Source organism: Candidatus Sulfuricurvum sp. RIFRC-1 (genome assembly GCF_000310245.1).
GTDB lineage: Bacteria > Campylobacterota > Campylobacteria > Campylobacterales > Sulfurimonadaceae > Sulfuricurvum.
The window spans coordinates 1,706,859-1,723,921 of sequence record NC_020505.1; the positions used below are offsets into that span (position 1 = coordinate 1,706,859).

Consider the following 17,063-nt stretch of genomic DNA (forward strand, 5'->3'; position numbering starts at 1 on the left):
TAATTTCATTCTTCATCTAAAAGTCCCTCTTCCGCCAATTTTTCTATGATATGTTCCCAATCCTTGATCAGGACTTTCCAGTCAAATCTTTTGGCCAATTCAATAGCGTTACGAGAAGTTGTCTGTAAGAGCGCGGGAGAATGTATGAGTTCATCGATTATCTCTTGCATTTGATCTATCGTGTCGACCACGAATCCATCATGCCGATGTGTAATCCATTCGCTTGCACCGTAATCGGAATACACCAATGAGGGGACACCTGCCGCAGCCGTTTCCAGCGTGACTTTCGGAAATCCTTCTGAACGAGACGGAAAAAGATGAAGATCGATGGTTTTCAATAGTTCCACAAGACTGGCGTGTGTCAATCCTCCATGGTAAACGATATTTTCAAGATTCCTTTTTCGGATTTCCTGCGTAACATCAATCTGCCCGTTTCCGGTACCAACGATATGGAACGTTAGCATTGGAAAACAGTGCGCCAATGTCAAATAATCGCTGATCCCTTTGCGAATCAAGTCGTTACCGATCAAAACGATATGCTTAAGCTGGCTGGCTTGTTTCGTTTCATTTAAAAAAGTGTCGATATCTGTTCCCAAATAAAGGATCTTTTCTTCAGAAGCAATGCTGTATTTTTGCTGATTATAGGTACGCATGAAATTTGTTATCGAATAGAGTTTTTCAAATGCTTTATACCGATTCACCGCAACTTTTTCCCCGCCGGCACTTTCAATAGCCAAGGAGTCCAAAATTCCTTCCACGGTGTTGAAACTTTTTTTGCCAAGCCGTTTTAGCCAAAAATGGTTCCATAAATCGACTTCTCCCTTTGGCAGATATGCCACATCGCAATGATAAATTCCCCACAGATACCCAAGATATTTTGAAATCTTGTGAGGATAAAAACAGCGAAATGTTTTCACACCATATATAGGGGGATTGTCGAGATTTCCCGAATAGAGCTCGAGTGCATAAACATCAAATTTTTCTTTATCAAGATGTCTGGCCAACGCGAGACAATTCAGATTTTGTGCATTTGTACTGTTGATGTAAGCGCCTAAAAATATCCTAATCTTCTTCACTGATAGTCTCTTTCATTAATGATATAAATAAACGATCGTCGATCTCTTCATAATACGACTTATACCAACGGTAAACATTATGGGAATCTTCATGATACGCAGCAGGAGTATTGAGGTATTGGGTTAGCACTTCAATCATCCCCTCGTCACTTTGGGTGCCGAGCGGATAGTGATAGTCTCTGACATAATATTCAGGACTCATCAGCTCATTTTTTATTAATAATGTCGGTATCCCGGCCGATGCCATTTCAAAAGTCGTTGTGGAGTCAAATGTCATATGAACATCACATTGCTCCATGGCTGTTTGCAAATCTCCCGTATACAGCTCGGTAAAGTCAAAACAAAATAAAGGGCTAGGATCAATATCATTCTGAAATCTCGGATGATGTTTCAGTAAAATTTTTATATTATTTGTGCGAAAAAAGTTCTGGTATTTTTTGAAAAAACCTTCGATTATGTCACGTATTTTCGTATTAAAAACGGGATCGGGATCTGCGAACTGCAACGAAAATAAAATCGTCCGTTTTCCATAATTATGGCGTAAACAGCTTGTCAGATTTTGACCAAGAACAAAACAATGTTCCTGATAATATCGATCGGCTGTTGCGTGTTTTAACAGCTCCTGAAATCCTTTTCCATAGACTAAAACATTCGCTTCATTGAGTTTTATCCAGGGTGCGGTCATATGATCATTGTCAACATACCCCAAATGTTCAGACATAATCAAACCATGCTGATAATCGTACAATTTTGCATCAGGATTCAACCCTCTGAAAAAACCCAGCATACTGTTGGATAAAACAATGTAGTTGCTAAAACTTATTTTTCGGAAAAATAAAGGCTTGAGGATTTTTGCAATAAACCATTCTCTGTGTTCAAAGGTGTGAAACAGTCTCAGAGGTATCAACTTCCGTAAAATCAGGATAAGAATGAGGATAGCATCAAAGGGAACAGCTTCTGCATTGCGGAGAGAGCTGTTTTGAAAAAGTTCCGGCTCTTCCAGTATCAGGAAGCAAAGATTGTTTTTTTTACACAAAGCGTATAAGGGCTCGAAAAAAACATTTTTTCCACCCTCTCCCCGATTAAAATGGGCAGGATAATAAAAAATAATATCATAATGCTTTTTTTTGAGAAAAAGAAAAAAGAAAAAGGACCGAAATAAATAGATTAATTTCATACAGCTATGGTCTTAATAATTCTGGCTGGATTTCCTGCGGCGACAACCCCATCCGGAAGAGATTTTGTCACAATACTTCCGGCCCCGATGACACTGTTTTTACCGATAATTACACCGGGCAAAATAATGGCATTAGCCCCTATCCAAGCCCCTTCTTTTACAAGAATATCTTTCGACGGGTAATAACCCTGCTCTATTATCGGGATAGTGGTATCATCATATTTATGATTATTGACATAAAAGTGGGCACCTGAGCCAATCATAACATTATCGCTTATGATAATTTTTGCGTATTCATCTGCAAACAACATTGTATTAGGCCGGATAATAACATTATTGCCAATTTCTATTTGAGAACAAAAAACCGCATATCCCCCTACCCGAAATTCAGCATTGTCGCCAAAATGTAAAAATTTCTTTTTACACAGTTTCTTCATTGAGGATTTGTAATGCAATAACCAGTGTGTAAACGGCATATCCGGTCCGATACGGTCAGCATAAATACAAAATTTTATTTTATTGATTATTTCAAATATCATTGCACTACTTTCGTATATTTTTACCATTATTAAAGATTTTACCCCTTGCTTGCGGTAGTCCATCCCCAATAAAGTTGAACAAATTTGCCGTGGCAACCGCACTGATCCCACTCATCTCCAAACCTTCATTCAAATGTTTTTCATTACCGGCGCCACCGGCTATGATTAATGGAGTATTAATCGTATCCACAACCTCGCAGATCGTTTCAAAGTCGTATCCGAATCCGGTCCCGTCTTGATTAATGGAGTTAAGATAGATTTCGCCAACTTGTAGAGTTTCAAGATATTTGAGGTAATCGACGAGAGAGTGCTCTATCCGTTCGGTTCCATTTTTAATGTAAACTTCACAAATGCCATTCACTTTTTTATAATCTACCGATGCAATGATACTTTGAGACCCATACTTTTTTACCAGTTCCCGAACCAGCAATTGATCTTCTACGAGAGGCGTGTTGAGTACAATTTTATCTGCACCGTTGTTAAAAAGCAGTTCAGCATCTTCGATACTTCGGATCCCCCCACCTGCCGCGATGGGGATAAAGACATCATCGACCAAGCGGTTGACAATTTGCGCGAACGTTGCTATTGATTTTTCAGTTTTTGTAGCATCTAAAACGATTAATTCATCCAGAGCAAAAGCAATTGACTGAAATTTATAATTTTTTTCGAGCCAATTAATGTCGCCGACTTTTTGCAATCTAAAATTACGGCTTTGCATAAAATGACCGTTACTGTAAATCAAGGTAAAAATGATCCGTTTTCTTAACATTAAAACCTCTCGATGAAGTTTTGCAATAACTTCAAACCGTTATTTTGGCTTAATTCAGGGTGGAATTGGACACCGGCAATATTGTTTTGTTCATAACTGGCGATAAATTCACCATCATAATCACACATACACTGATTGATTTGTTGTGCACTTAAAGCTTTATAACTGTGCGTAAAATAAAAATCAATCTCACCTTCCATCTCATGGTAAAGATTAAGAGCCGGATTGACACGTACTTGATTAAAACCGACATGCGGAATTCTGACTGAATGCTGTTCGAATCGGGTTACCTCTGCATCAATAAAACCAAGTCCTGCCGTAAATGCTTCTTCAGTGCTCGATCGGGTCATTAATTGCATCCCTAAACATATCCCCAGAATAGGTTTTTGCCGGTTGATTACCAACTCATGCAAAGATTGATCCAACCCTATTCTTTTGATCGTCTCCATAGCTTGCTTGAACGAACCTACTCCGGGTAATATGAGTTTATCAGCTGTATCTAAAACGTCATATTGATTGGAAAGAGTTATATTTGTGACTCCGATGTATTTCAAAGCACTCACTACCGATTTTATATTCCCCATTCCGTAATCAATAATAGCTACATTCATACAGTAAACTCTGTCCCTGCTTCAAATTTAGGTTGCCAAATTCCATCGATTTTTTCAAAAAGATCCTGATTCGCATATTTATCCAATACGGCATCAAATTCTTCTTTCGTCATTTGATAGTATTCTAAATACGTATCAATAAGTTCATAAGGGTAAGCATTATCATACATACGGACCAAATTTAGTGCCTGATCCCGTGTCATAGCACCTCTTCTAATCTCGATACCGGCATCTTGCGTAGCTCGTCCAAACCCAAATTTTAAATACATAAGATAAGCATGAAGTGCATATAACGCTTGATCATTTTGGGCAAAGTTTGTAAAAGTATCCAGATTACCCTCTTCTTTTTCAATCAAACCGCAATGTTCTTTTGCAACAATATAGTTTCGATACGAATCCCATGCTTCAAAGTAGGACCAATGGGTAAAAGATAATCCCACTTCTGAAATCTCATCATCTGAAGGAAAAGTGAAAAATGAGAGATCGGACTCACTAATGTCACCATCTTGTTTGATTCGCTCAAATACTTTTTCATGCCCACCTTCTAGATAGACCCTTTTCATATATTCGATATTATACAGTGCTTTATTTTTACTCTCTGTCGATCCGCCGTACTCCGTCTCACCATCTTCACCATAAAAAATAAGGGGGATTTTAAAGTTTGCCGCTGTTTTAATGACTGCTGTCATGATTGCAATCAACCAGCCATAATAAGGAAACCCTTTTTCGATAAATCCATATTTATTTAATCGATCCAAAACTATTGGATTAGTCGATATATGAATATGATTGTATCCGGAATGGATAAAATTATAAAGATTAGTATCCCCTATTTCCAGTGCTAACGCAGGTCTCACCGTAATTGCCAATGGATTCATTTTGTATTTATGCTTTAAAGTATGAGCAACATAGGACCCGTCTTTACCTCCGCTTACGGGGACGATACAATCAAAATTGCCATTGTTTGAACGGTATTTATCCAGCAATTCAACCAGCTCTTTTTCTCTTGGAGCCCAATCCATCACTTTTTTCTCTTCCATCCATTGGCATGCGTTACACCAGCCTCTTTCATCAAAATCGATCCGAGGTCTTGTCGACATATTTAAACAATTTTTGCACCAAAAAATCTTTTTTTTAACCATTTTATCTCCTTATATACTAAACCCATCATCTATGATGATATTTTGTCCGTTGACATATTGGCTCATATCGCTCAGCAAATAAACCAAAGTGCCTTTGAGGTCGCTTTTATCCAGCATCCCTTTATTAAGGCACTGCTTTTTGTAACTTTCTAAAAAAAGTTCAGGTTGATGATCAAAAATCCCCCCCGGACTAAGAGCATTAACCCGAATATTCATCCCTTTAAAATATTTTGCCATATATTGTGTTAAACGAAGCAATCCGGATTTGATCGCGGCATACTCTACCGGCATTGTCATAGGGGTATCTGCGTAAATCTCAAATTTTGGAGCTATAACACCATAGATAGAGGAAATATTTACAATATTGCCATATCCTTGCGTATGAAAATACTGTGCAAATTGCTGGGAAGCTAAAAAGTATCCTCCGAGATTCAGACTCACATTTTCCGCAAAATCAGCATACTCAACATCAAAAAAATGTTTCCCATAATTTTTATTACGGGGATAGGCATTATTGACCAGAGCGTCAATTTTCCCATATTTTTGATCCAAATATGCGATTACTTGCAGTAAAGACTCTTTAGATGTGATATCCAACTTTACAAAATCGATATTTTGCGTCTCTAACTCTTTCGACAAAAGATTTTTTACCGTATTGCCTGTTTCCTCATGGATATCTGCAATAACAGCGATACCGTTCTGTTCAACGACGGCACTGACGAACTCTTTACCGATCAACCCTGCTCCGCCGGTGATAACGACTACTTTGTTTTTAAGCATTTTGTTTCCTCATCAAAAACTCTACAAATTCAAAATCAAGTTCTGTATCGATATCAATGGAGCGTTCTTCCGGCATTACATAAAGACCTGTTTTTTCGAGAAAAAGGGTACTTTCATCCAAAAGGGTATTACGCTTCCAAATATAAATCGATGCATTCATATCATAGCTTTTGGGGGCATCCTGTCTTCGTACGATCCCGCTCTCCAATTTTTTGGACAATGCTACTTTACCCGCACCATCCACTTCGACCAAATTAAAATAGGGGCTTCGGCGTGAGGGCATCGCGGTAATCAGGTTGTCATTGTCATCTTTTAAAAACTGCTGATACGAGTCAATAATATCCTGAACATTTCGCAGCGGTGCCGTGGCATCCAAATCGATCAGATAATCAAAGGTTGTTTGATAATGGGCTTCGGATCGGAGAAAGGCATCTTTGATAACGTCCAATTTTCCGGCGGTATCGGATGCCATCTCTTCGGAACGTTTGAAAAATACCTCTGCCCCATATTCCTGTGCAACCGTCGCAATCAGATCCGAATCGGTACTGATGACGATGTGTTCAAACAAACCGGACTCTTTTGCCTGCTCGATAGTATAAGCAATCAAAGGTTTCCCGTGAAGCAGTCTGACATTCTTGTTTTTGACCCCTTTTGAGCCGCCCCGAGCACAAATCGTGCACAATACTTTAACCATTATTTTGTTCCTGAATCATAGATATCGTTTTCATCACGGATAAGCCCTCTTCCAGCGTACACAAATTTTCTTTTTCCCCTAAAGCCGAAAGGTGCATTTTCCGGAAAAGATCATTTCGATCAAAACTTTCGATTTCAACCGTTTCGACACCACCTTCTTTTGTACCGACCTGCAATGTATTTTTGATTAAATCTGCTTGTATGGTTTTTTCATTTGTATGAACAGTTATTTCTCGCATTGAAATTTTACTAATATAATCCATAGAGATGCTAAAAGCTGCATTTTTATCCGTTTTCCCAACTGCCATAACTATATCATCCGAATCAATTTCCAAATCTGATATTTTTGACTGAATGGAGGAAATGGTATTCACCGTTCCAAAGAGCCATTGCGTATAATCGATTTCATGGCTCAAGTCCAGCAATACCCCTCCTCCTTGCTCTTTTGAAGCACTGTAACTTTTTCTATAGTCAATTCCGGGTCTCCAAGATGGCAGATAAGAACCGCATTTTATTTGCGCAAATAAAAGTTCTTCTCCTTTCAAAAGAACACGTATTTTTTGAAGAAGAAGATGAAATCGCAAAACATAGCCTACATACACAGAGTTGTTTTTAACTTCAATATTCCGATACGTATCAAAGAGCGGTTTTTCGCACAAAATAATTTTATTTTTTGTATTTTTTTCCAAATAGTCGATTTGATCAAAATGTTTGTACGTCTCTGATGCAATGACTATGTAGTCGTAACTCTCCAAATTTTCGACTTGATCAATCGTCTTATACGTTGTCAGTTCTGAAAGTGTCTGAGCGGTTACTATATCAATTTGTGTGACCCGATCAATCTCACTGAGTACTTCATAATGGCGCTTACCGATCGATCCGTATCCGATTAACAATACTTTCAACTAAATACTCCGCTATACTCGCTATTTGCCCGTTCATACTCTTCCATCCGTCCGATGTCGAGCCAATACTCACGGATCGGAAAAGAGATCGTTCTTTTATCATTTTTAATCAGTACCTCAAACAAGGTCGGCATATCGTAAAATTCGTTTTGTGGAATCATACTGAGTGTTTCGGGGCTGAGCATATAAATTCCGGCACTGACAAAAAACTTGTGAATAGGCTTTTCCTGGATCGAAAGGATACGGCTCCCTTCGATATTGACAACGCCATAAGGAACCTGAAAATCATACTCACGCACACCCATTGTAGCCATAGAATTTTGAGAAATATGGTAATCCAAAAGATGTTCAAAGTTGACATTGGTAAGCAGATCCCCGTTCATCACAAAAATGGGCTCAGAGGGAACGGAACGGAGCAAACTCAGTGCTCCTGCCGTCCCCATCCGCTGCTCTTCTAAAATATACTCGATATTGATGCCAAATGCACTTCCGTCTCCGAAATAGTCCTGAATAATATGTGATTTATAGTTTACACACATCACGATATTTACAAATCCATACTCTGCGAATTTTTCGACAATGGTCTGCAGGATCGGTTTGTTGCCCACTTTTAGCATCGGTTTGGGGGTATTTTCCGTAAGAGGATAAAGTCTCGTGCCCAATCCGCCCACCATCAGGACTACTTTATTCGATTTAACACGAGGCCTGATCAGTTCCTCGATCTCTTTGATACCGATTACCCGATATTCATCATCCACGATCGGTATCTGATGGAGTTTTTTTCCCAATGCTTTTTTAAAAATATCTTCTTTGGTATCGCTCAGCGTCGCAATGGTGGGTGTCTTAAAAATGATACTTTCGATGCAATCATCTAAGGTGAGATTGTTTAACAATCCTCTGCGAATATCACCATCGGTAAGTGTACCGACCAATCTGTCGTTCTCATCGACGACGATAGCGATCTGCATCGCTCCGGTATCGATGATTTTAAGGGCTTCACGTATGGTTGATAGGGAGGTTATTTTGATGTTGTCTACTGATTTCATAAGACATTTCCTAAATCATAAAATGATTTTTTTAAGATATTTGACAAATCGATACTTTTTAAGACTCTTTTGAAATTCATCGGAATACAATTTTTCAAATGCTTCATAGCTCTAATAACCTATTTAATGCATTTTCAAGTTGTTGTTTATCCGGAAGATAAAGCTGATATTTTGCGAGGAGTATTTTATTTGCAATGCTATCTGTTGCATATTCTACCAAAATATGATTTTTATATGCCCCCAAAATAATGTCCACTGGCTCATTATCACCCTCTGTTGCTTCCTTTTTTTTGAAATAGTTGAGATACAGATTCATTTGCCCTACATCTTGATGGTCTATTTCACCTCGTTTTAAATCAATCAGCACAAAACATTTTAAGATTCGATGGTAAAAAAGCAAATCAACCCTAAAATGTTTTCCACCGATACTCATACGATATTGTCTGCCAATAAATGCACAGCCTTTCCCAAGTTCAAGTAAAAATTGTTGAAGATTTGAGATGAGTCGCTCTTCCAAATCACTTTCAAGGTATTGGTATTGTTTAAAAACTCTAACACAAAAGGGTCTTTTATCAAATCTTCGGGCTGTTCTATTTCATGACCCTCACTAGCTAATCTTAGCACACCTTCTTTATCAGTACTTAGTGCCAAACGGTGAAATAACATACTTTTCATTTGTCGTTTTAACTCTCGCACACTCCATTTCTCTTTTTCAGTTTGCTTGGCATAAAAGCCGATTTCAAGATCCGAATCTGCTTTTAATATCTCATAATAATGACTCCACGTCAATTTGTGGGACAGTGTCCCACTTATTTGAAATGTCAAATAAAGCTTTCTCATATAAAGTAAATTTGACCGACCAAAACCTTTTCCATAAGCCGTAGTCAAATCTTTTGAGAGCTTCTCAAAAAGTGCCGTGCCGTACTCGGCTTTCTCATTTCCATTTTGCTCAAATTCTACAATATATCTACCTATTTCCCAGTATGTTTGCACCAAAATAGTATTGACATTTTGAACCGCTTTTTGTCTACCCAGAACAAGCAAATCACCTATTTGATCGATAAGTTCTGTATAGTTTTTTTCTACAGCTATTTCCATGCTCACAAGATTTCCTTCAAAAGCATAAAACTCTCAGCATATTCAACCCCACAAGTTACACCTCTGAGTATTGCTAAGGCTCTTATATTTCTTTCGCTTCTAGGAAAGTGGTGCTGGGCCATTTCACTTTTGAAGATGTTCATAATTGGAACTCCAAATCAAAAAACGATTTTTTTAAGATATTATTTAAATCAATCTTTTTCAAAACCTCAATTATTTTAAGACTCGCACATCCATTACCATAAGGATTTTGTACATCTTTTAAATTTGCTTGAAACTCTTGTGAATAAAGTTTTTCAAATGCTTTTTTGATATCATTTTTGTTCGGCTCACAATCAATGACACTTACAGCTTTTAAGCGCCCTTTTTGACGATCACCGATATTGATGGTTCCAATCTTAAAACTTGGGGCTTCTGCAAGACCGCTGGAACTGTTACCTAATACCGCATCGACGTATTGCAACGCACTGAGGTAGCGTAACTGCCCCAAGGAGGCAAAGCTTACGGATTTATAAGGATTTTTGGAAACGTATTCATCGATCATCTCATTGATAATACGGCCGTCCGTATCACTGTTGGCTTTGGTAAAAATGATATGAGTTTCCCCTAATTCATCGATAGCATTAAGAAGTTCTTGAAACTGTGACGAGGATGTAGAACTTTCCAATGTTACAGGGTGAAAAGTAACGAGTAGATTTTTTTTGCCAAGCGTGAAACCGATACTTTCTTCAAACGCTTCTCTATCCAAGAGTTTGAGCCGTTTGATATTTTCTATCCCCATCCCTCCGACATTATACACACGCTCAGGATGTTCGCCCAGCTGTATCACACGGTTTCGGTACTCTTCGGCAGCGGTAAAATGCAGATGGGCCATTTTGGTTATGCTGTGGCGTATCGACTCATCAAACGCCCCCTCCGTCGTTTCACCACCGTGTAGATGCGCGATAGGGATACGGGCTATCATAGCAGCACTCACGGCACTGAATATCTCATATCGATCTCCAAGTACTACAACTATGTCTGGTTTTAACTCTTCATAGGCTTCCGCAAAAGAGATCTGTGCAAGTCCCATCGATTTGGAAATCCCTACAGAGGTATCGCTGGAAAGGAGCATTTCGATTTTTTTAGTAATCGTAAAATCTTTTTCAATCTCTTTATATGTCAAACCAAATTCAGGGCTTAAGTGCATTCCTGTTACTATGATTTGAAGGTCTAAATCACTATCGGCTTCTATCTCTTTCATTAACCAATACAAAAGCCCATACTCAGCTCGGGTTCCGGTAACAATACAGACTTTACGGTTAGTCATTAGGCTGCTCTTTTGACATCTCTTCAATTACAGACTTTAAACTAGGCAAATCCTGATGCAACGTATTCCAGACAATTTCAAAATCTACGCCAAAGTATTCATGAATTAACAAATTTCTAAAATCTTTAATATCTCTCCAATCAACATCATAATATTTTTCAAGCAGTTCATTCGATAAATGCTTACTTGCCTCTCCTATTATCTCAAATTCTCTAATAACAGCACTGTAGGTTTTTCGATCAGTGATAAACTCATCAAAGCTCATTCCCTCAACATACTCCAAAATCGCATCTACTGATTCTTTAATATCATTAATAAAAAGTTTTTCGTCTCGTTTAGACATAGATGATTTCTTTTGCAATATAAATTTTTGCCAACGGTTTAAGGGTGCTTTCTATGCCTAGATCAACTTTTTTCTCAAATGCTTTTTCCATCTCTCGCTTGAGATTTAAAAAAGTATGGATATTTTTTCTTTCTTTTACTATTTCAACAGCTATATCAATATCACTATCTTCTCTTTGCTCATCTCTGGCATAACTGCCAAATAAACCTATTTTAACAACACCATATTTTTCATTTAGCTCTTTTTTATGTTGCGTTAAAAAGTCTAGTATAAAAGCCTTAGTCATTTTGAGTCCCTCTCTATAATGTATTATATCAACTCGTCTTCCTGATAATCTTGAAGTGCAATCGTTCCGATAATCTCATCCCATCGCATCGGATTGATACCATTCCCTGGACGTTTTACAGTGATGTTTTCAGCACATAAACGCTCACCTTTTACAATTGATCGTGATGCAACGATACTTTTACGAGCAACGCTCATGTTTTTTGCTTCACTTGGGCTTGGTTTTTTAATCCCTGTTCCTAATGCTTTTTCGATATTTCGGATTGCTTTAACCATAGCTATCAGCTCATCTGGTTCCAAGCTCGCTTTATGATCAGGTCCATCCATCGTACAATCCAGAGTAAAATGTTTTTCAATCACTGATGCTCCCATCGCTACAGCGGCAATAGGTACTTCGATACCGTTGGTATGATCCGAATAACCTGCCTTTACCCCGAAGGCTACCGCTATGGTCTGCATCGCCCGCAGATTAACATCTTCTATAGGACATGGGTACTCCGTCGTCGCATGCAAAACAGTGATCTGCTCTTTCGGTGTTCCCGATGCGATTAAAATATCCAAGGCATCTTCGATTTCGCCCAGATCTGCCATTCCAGTCGAGAGAATGACCTCTTTTCGAAACGACCCAATGTGGCAAAGATAGGGGAGATTGGTAATTTCTCCGCTGGGAATTTTAAAAATATTCATTCCTAAATTATTGAGTAATTCAATACTATCATGGTCGAAAGGGGTAGAAAGAAAAAGGATATTTTTAGTTTTGCAATAACTAATCAATTCATGATGGGCGGTTTCATCCAGCTCCAATCTTTTAATCATCTCATACTGAGATTCTTTAGCATCGGTTGTCTGTTGCTGGTACTCGGCTTTTTGAGCGGTTTTAGAGACGAGCTTATCGGCTCTGAAGGTTTGAAATTTAACGGCATCAGCCCCAGCTACGGCGGCAATGTCAATCAATCGTTTAGCCAATTCGAGACTGCCATTGTGATTTACCCCTGCTTCAGCGATAATAAAAACACTCATTTCACCACACTCCCCGCTTTGATAAACGATTTCTCCGCAATAATTGCGTACTCTTTGGATACGGTATTGCTTCCAAAAAATGTCCCCTCACTCACAACTGTTCCTCCGTTGAGGATGGCTCCCGTCGAGATATGACAATGATCGCCGACAATACTGTCATGTTCTATCAATGCTTTAGAGTTGATAATGCAATTTTTTCCTACCGTTGCATTGGCATTAATAAGGGCATCGTGCATCACAACGGTTCCCTCATCAACCGTAGCATGTTTGGATACATACGCCTTTGGAGAAATGATCGACGGAATTTCATAACCGATCGTTTTCAATCGATTAAAAAGCTTTATCCGCACATCAGGAGATTTAATTTGCCCGACGGTTATGATCGCATGTGTAAAACCTGCAAAAAGCTCTTCTAAATCGTCATCACAACCGACCACCTCGTATCCAAGCACTTTTTTCCCAACTAGTTCTTTTTGATCGATAATTCCTGCAATCGAAAACGAACCTTCCATCTCAATCACATCTATCACCGATTTGCAGTGTCCACCGCCACCGATCAAGAGGATTTTCGGTTTCATAGCCGGACACTGCTTGGAATATTGACGACACGCTCTTCCAAAAAGAGGGAGTTTGTGAGTGCATCGTGCTGACACGATTTAAAAATTTCAAGTTTATTCATCAATGCCCAAATCGGTCGTGTCATAACACCGTTATTATTTGTATAGTCTAAAAATTCGTCACGCTGTTGTAAATCGTCTAACAAGACAGCATTCAGCCAGTAGTTGGATCGGGCGTTTTCCGGTTCTTCTATGAATAGAATATTTTGAGATGCAAGAAACTCTTTGTACTCATTAGCCAACAACCGTTTGTTCTCCAAAAAACTTTCCAGTTGTTCAAGCTGTGCGCATAACAGTGCTGCATTAAGATTCGGGAGACGATAGTTATAACCAATTTCATCATGGACGTATTCCCATTTATGAGGGATCTTCGCAGTCGTCGTGATATGTTTGGCTCGTTTAGCCAAAACCTCATCATCGGTGACAATAACACCGCCGCCGCCGCTCGTGATGATCTTGTTGCCGTTGAAACTAAATACACCGAGAGTTCCAAAAGTTCCGGTGTGTTTTGCTTTGTAGTAACTGCCCAGAGACTCTGCCGCATCTTCGACTAATACAATATGCCATGCATCACATACCACTTTGATCTCATCGATGCGGCAGGGATGACCGAACGTGTGCATCGGTACGCACGCTTTGATCGTTTTTCCGGTGGAACGATTCAGGCATCGGCCATCGCTAAGTACACATTCTTGTTCCAAAAAGTACTTAAGCGCATCCGGACTTAACCCCATCGTCTCCAAATCCACATCCAGAAAGACCGGTTTTGCCCCGATATAGCTGATCGCGTTCGCCGTGGCGATAAACGTAAGCGGCTGAGTGATCACTTCATCATCCCGTTCTACCCCTGCCAAAATGAGGGAAATATGCAATGCTGCCGTTCCATTGACCGTAGCAACGGCATATTTGGCTCCGACGGTGCGCGCAAATTCCGCTTCAAACCGGTCGACAAACTTGCCTACGCTCGAAACGAACGTACTGTCGATACACTCGTTTAGATACGCTTTTTCATTGCCGTTAAAACGAGGCTCATGCAGAGGGATAAATTCTTCTGTCCGATAAAGGTTTTGGATAAATTTTACGGTTTCACTGATCATTTACATTTTCCCGTCGAGATATTTTCCGGTCTCTTTGTGACCGAAATTGGGGATCATCTCAAAAAACAACTCGACTATCTGATCTTTTGTCCATGCACGCGCCGCTTTCATCCGATCAATCGTTTCCCTAAAGTGGTTAAGCTTCGATTCGTCATAGACCGGTTCGTTTTTTATCACTCCGAGATTATGGAACCGCTCCATATCAAGCGTCTCATTGTCGGTAAAAAACTCCTCAAAATCTTTTTCACCTGTCGTATCGCTGGCGGTAAAGAGGCACGGCCATTCTCCCTGAGCCGGTAATGTCGCGGCTAAGGCTCTCGCTTCATCTTCGCTTTCACACAGATAAGGTTGGTATCCCAGATTTTCGAGATATTTCACAGCGATATCGGCAAACGTAATCAGATGAAGTGCCTCACTAAGTTTCGGAAAAAAGATGTCGCGGTTTTCGCCGAAAATACACGACATCAGACACAATTCTCCCGATTCCTGCGGTGTAACAAAATAGCGTTTGATATCATTGGGGGCCACGATCGGCTGGCGTTTTTGAATACGCTGGTTGAACCCATGCAACAGTGAGCCGTCGCTAAATGCAACGTTGGCAAAACGTGCCGTTGAAATAGAGATATCTTTACTTCTTCGCATTAAAAACATCTCCATAATCCGTTTGCTAGCTCCCATCATATTGACCGGATTGGCTGCTTTGTCGGTGGATACGCAAAAATATTTTTTCGTCCCATTTCGGATCGATTGCTGTAGTGTTTTATCCGTATTAAAAACATTAACATCAATCATGCGCATAAGGGTAAATGGATCTTTTTCACTTCGAACATGCTTGAGCGCCGAAAGATTAAGGACGTAATCGTATTTCCCATCTGCCTCGATAAACGCATCGTATTCTATAGACCCAATATCGAGCGCAAACGTTTGAAAATCTCCGTCGATGTAGCCGAACGAGCTTCGGATATCCCGTACCAATTCGACCATATTATTTTCGCTGATATCAACAACGTGCAATTTTTTCGGGTTACGTTTAAATATCTCTTTGGTAACGGCCTGCCCGATCGAACCGGCTCCGCCAATCACTAAAAAGGTAGAAGATGAAACGATATTAGACAACTTAATTTCATGTTGGTTGATATCTTGGAAAAAAAGTTCTTTTTCACGTCCAATAAAATTCAATATTCGACTCATACACGTGTCCCTTGTACAATAAAGTATGGATTTGTAAGATTTCTTTTATTATATACTAATATTTCACCGGTAATATTGTGAATAACCGCTTTTTCTGCTTCTGTCACAATAACCTGTGCAGCTGCCGTATCCCATTCCATAGTAGGTGCTAAACGCGGATAGATATCGGCACTTCCATCTGCTACCATACAAAGTTTTAAAGAACTACCTTTCGATACGAATATCAAATGTTGGGTAGTGGATTTTAAATGATCGATAAACACTTTTGTTTCTTCTGAAAGATGAGACTTTGATGCTACAACGGTAAGTATTTTGTCTGGTGTATTATTCATTTTCAGAGGCAAACGCTCTCCATTTTTAAACGCGCCTTCTCCTCGTTTTGCCCAATACATTTCATCCAAAGCAGGGGCATAAACTACCCCGAGTATGGGAGTATTTTTGTAAATTAAAGCAATATTGACCGTAAACTCGTCATTTTTTTTGATAAATTCTTTGGTTCCGTCTAGAGGATCAACTATCCAAAAGTATTCCCAGTCCTTCCGTTCTTCGTAGGGTATCTCTTTCCCTTCTTCAGAAAGGATAGGAAATTGGACCGATAGTGCGTTTAACCCATCAATAATAATTTCATTAGCCCTCTGATCAGCTTCAGTAAGTGGACTTTTATCATCTTTGTATTCGACATTAAAATCTTTTGCGTAAATCTCCATAATCCCTTCGCCAGCCCTTTGGGCAACAGTGATAATGTCATTAATATCAATGTGTTGAAGCATGAAAATATCCTTTTTGATGTAAATACTTGAGAATAACGTTCACCGATTCTTCAATACTCAGCTTATCTGTTTGAATATGAATTTCAGGAGTTTCAGGGATTTCATATGGAGAACTTATACCGGTAAATGTAGGAACCTCCCCTTTTCGAGCTTTTTTGTAAAGCCCTTTAGGATCCCGTTGTTCACAAATTTCTAACGGTGTATCAATGAAGACTTCGATAAATTCCCTCTCTTCAACCAACATGCGAGCTTGCTTCCGATCCAAACGAAATGGTGAAATGAATGCACTGATCACAATCAATCCTGCATCAATAAACAGCTTGCTAACTTCTCCGATCCGACGAATATTTTCCATCCGATCATTATCACTAAACCCTAAGTCTTTATTTAACCCGTGACGAATGTTATCCCCATCAAGTAAATAGGTATGTTTGCCTATTTCGCTTAGTTTACTTTCTAGAGCATTAGCTATCGTAGATTTTCCTGAACCACTCAAACCGGTAAACCAAATGATACAAGGATATTGTTCCTTTCCATCCCCACGCACTTTTTTTGATATATTATGTCCATGCCATACAATATTCTTACGCATTCT

General features: G+C 39.2%; 21 protein-coding genes. All 21 read right to left on the reverse strand.

Translation table 11 applies throughout. The annotated features are described in order from the left end of the window. Positions 1-5: 5 nt before the first annotated feature. Entirely contained in the window at positions 6-1,076 is a 1,071-nt protein-coding gene (locus B649_RS08580) for a glycosyltransferase family 4 protein (protein ID WP_015654128.1), read from the reverse strand. After that, complete coding sequence (locus tag B649_RS08585) at positions 1,063-2,253, reverse strand: hypothetical protein (RefSeq protein WP_015654129.1); 1,191 nt, start codon at positions 2,251-2,253, stop codon at positions 1,063-1,065. The genes B649_RS08580 and B649_RS08585 overlap by 14 nt, the downstream gene beginning before the upstream one ends. Continuing rightward, a complete protein-coding gene (locus B649_RS08590; RefSeq protein WP_041192691.1) occupies positions 2,250-2,792 on the reverse strand; it encodes an acyltransferase in 543 nt (180 codons plus the stop codon). The genes B649_RS08585 and B649_RS08590 overlap by 4 nt, the downstream gene beginning before the upstream one ends. Positions 2,793-2,796: 4 nt before the next feature. Then, the gene (locus B649_RS08595) at positions 2,797-3,561 is read right to left on the reverse strand and encodes a HisA/HisF-related TIM barrel protein (protein ID WP_015654131.1); all 765 of its coding nucleotides are present in this window, start codon (positions 3,559-3,561) and stop codon (positions 2,797-2,799) included. Next, on the reverse strand, positions 3,561-4,172 hold the full coding sequence (gene hisH, locus B649_RS08600; RefSeq protein ID WP_015654132.1) for an imidazole glycerol phosphate synthase subunit HisH: 612 nt from the start codon (positions 4,170-4,172) through the stop codon (positions 3,561-3,563). Before hisH ends, B649_RS08595 begins: the two co-directional genes overlap by 1 nt. Next, positions 4,169-5,314: an N-acetyl sugar amidotransferase gene (locus B649_RS08605; RefSeq protein ID WP_015654133.1), complete on the reverse strand. Its 1,146-nt coding sequence runs from the start codon at positions 5,312-5,314 to the stop codon at positions 4,169-4,171. The genes hisH and B649_RS08605 overlap by 4 nt, the downstream gene beginning before the upstream one ends. Before the next feature lie 9 nt (positions 5,315-5,323). Continuing rightward, positions 5,324-6,094, reverse strand: a complete 771-nt coding sequence (locus B649_RS08610; protein WP_015654134.1) for an oxidoreductase — start codon at positions 6,092-6,094, stop codon at positions 5,324-5,326. Further along, positions 6,087-6,788, reverse strand: a complete 702-nt coding sequence (locus B649_RS08615) for an acylneuraminate cytidylyltransferase family protein (protein WP_015654135.1) — start codon at positions 6,786-6,788, stop codon at positions 6,087-6,089. The genes B649_RS08610 and B649_RS08615 overlap by 8 nt, the downstream gene beginning before the upstream one ends. Beyond that, a complete protein-coding gene (locus B649_RS08620; protein ID WP_015654136.1) occupies positions 6,781-7,692 on the reverse strand; it encodes a Gfo/Idh/MocA family oxidoreductase in 912 nt (303 codons plus the stop codon). Before B649_RS08620 ends, B649_RS08615 begins: the two co-directional genes overlap by 8 nt. Next, positions 7,689-8,738 carry a nucleotidyltransferase family protein gene (locus B649_RS08625; RefSeq protein ID WP_015654137.1) on the reverse strand — a complete coding sequence of 350 codons (1,050 nt, stop codon included), beginning with the start codon at positions 8,736-8,738 and terminating at the stop codon, positions 7,689-7,691. The genes B649_RS08620 and B649_RS08625 overlap by 4 nt, the downstream gene beginning before the upstream one ends. Before the next feature lie 103 nt (positions 8,739-8,841). Continuing rightward, on the reverse strand, positions 8,842-9,255 hold the full coding sequence (locus B649_RS12595; RefSeq protein ID WP_291750870.1) for a PDDEXK nuclease domain-containing protein: 414 nt from the start codon (positions 9,253-9,255) through the stop codon (positions 8,842-8,844). Further along, positions 9,168-9,836, reverse strand: a complete 669-nt coding sequence (locus B649_RS08630) for a DUF1016 N-terminal domain-containing protein (RefSeq protein WP_291750871.1) — start codon at positions 9,834-9,836, stop codon at positions 9,168-9,170. Before B649_RS08630 ends, B649_RS12595 begins: the two co-directional genes overlap by 88 nt. A 139-nt stretch (positions 9,837-9,975) precedes the next feature. Then, entirely contained in the window at positions 9,976-11,145 is a 1,170-nt protein-coding gene (neuC, locus tag B649_RS08635; protein WP_015654140.1) for a UDP-N-acetylglucosamine 2-epimerase, read from the reverse strand. After that, complete coding sequence (locus B649_RS08640; protein ID WP_015654141.1) at positions 11,138-11,488, reverse strand: DUF86 domain-containing protein; 351 nt, start codon at positions 11,486-11,488, stop codon at positions 11,138-11,140. The genes neuC and B649_RS08640 overlap by 8 nt, the downstream gene beginning before the upstream one ends. Next, the gene (locus B649_RS08645) at positions 11,481-11,774 is read right to left on the reverse strand and encodes a nucleotidyltransferase family protein (protein WP_015654142.1); all 294 of its coding nucleotides are present in this window, start codon (positions 11,772-11,774) and stop codon (positions 11,481-11,483) included. The genes B649_RS08640 and B649_RS08645 overlap by 8 nt, the downstream gene beginning before the upstream one ends. A gap of 23 nt (positions 11,775-11,797) precedes the next feature. Next, a complete protein-coding gene (gene neuB, locus B649_RS08650; RefSeq protein WP_015654143.1) occupies positions 11,798-12,793 on the reverse strand; it encodes an N-acetylneuraminate synthase in 996 nt (331 codons plus the stop codon). Then, on the reverse strand, positions 12,790-13,371 hold the full coding sequence (locus tag B649_RS08655; RefSeq protein WP_015654144.1) for a NeuD/PglB/VioB family sugar acetyltransferase: 582 nt from the start codon (positions 13,369-13,371) through the stop codon (positions 12,790-12,792). The genes neuB and B649_RS08655 overlap by 4 nt, the downstream gene beginning before the upstream one ends. Continuing rightward, on the reverse strand, positions 13,368-14,507 hold the full coding sequence (locus B649_RS08660; RefSeq protein ID WP_015654145.1) for a LegC family aminotransferase: 1,140 nt from the start codon (positions 14,505-14,507) through the stop codon (positions 13,368-13,370). Before B649_RS08660 ends, B649_RS08655 begins: the two co-directional genes overlap by 4 nt. Further along, complete coding sequence (locus B649_RS08665) at positions 14,508-15,698, reverse strand: UDP-N-acetylglucosamine 4,6-dehydratase (protein ID WP_015654146.1); 1,191 nt, start codon at positions 15,696-15,698, stop codon at positions 14,508-14,510. After that, complete coding sequence (cysQ, locus tag B649_RS08670) at positions 15,695-16,468, reverse strand: 3'(2'),5'-bisphosphate nucleotidase CysQ (protein WP_015654147.1); 774 nt, start codon at positions 16,466-16,468, stop codon at positions 15,695-15,697. The genes B649_RS08665 and cysQ overlap by 4 nt, the downstream gene beginning before the upstream one ends. Further along, positions 16,452-17,060: an adenylyl-sulfate kinase gene (gene cysC / locus B649_RS08675; protein ID WP_015654148.1), complete on the reverse strand. Its 609-nt coding sequence runs from the start codon at positions 17,058-17,060 to the stop codon at positions 16,452-16,454. The genes cysQ and cysC overlap by 17 nt, the downstream gene beginning before the upstream one ends. Positions 17,061-17,063: the final 3 nt, after the last annotated feature.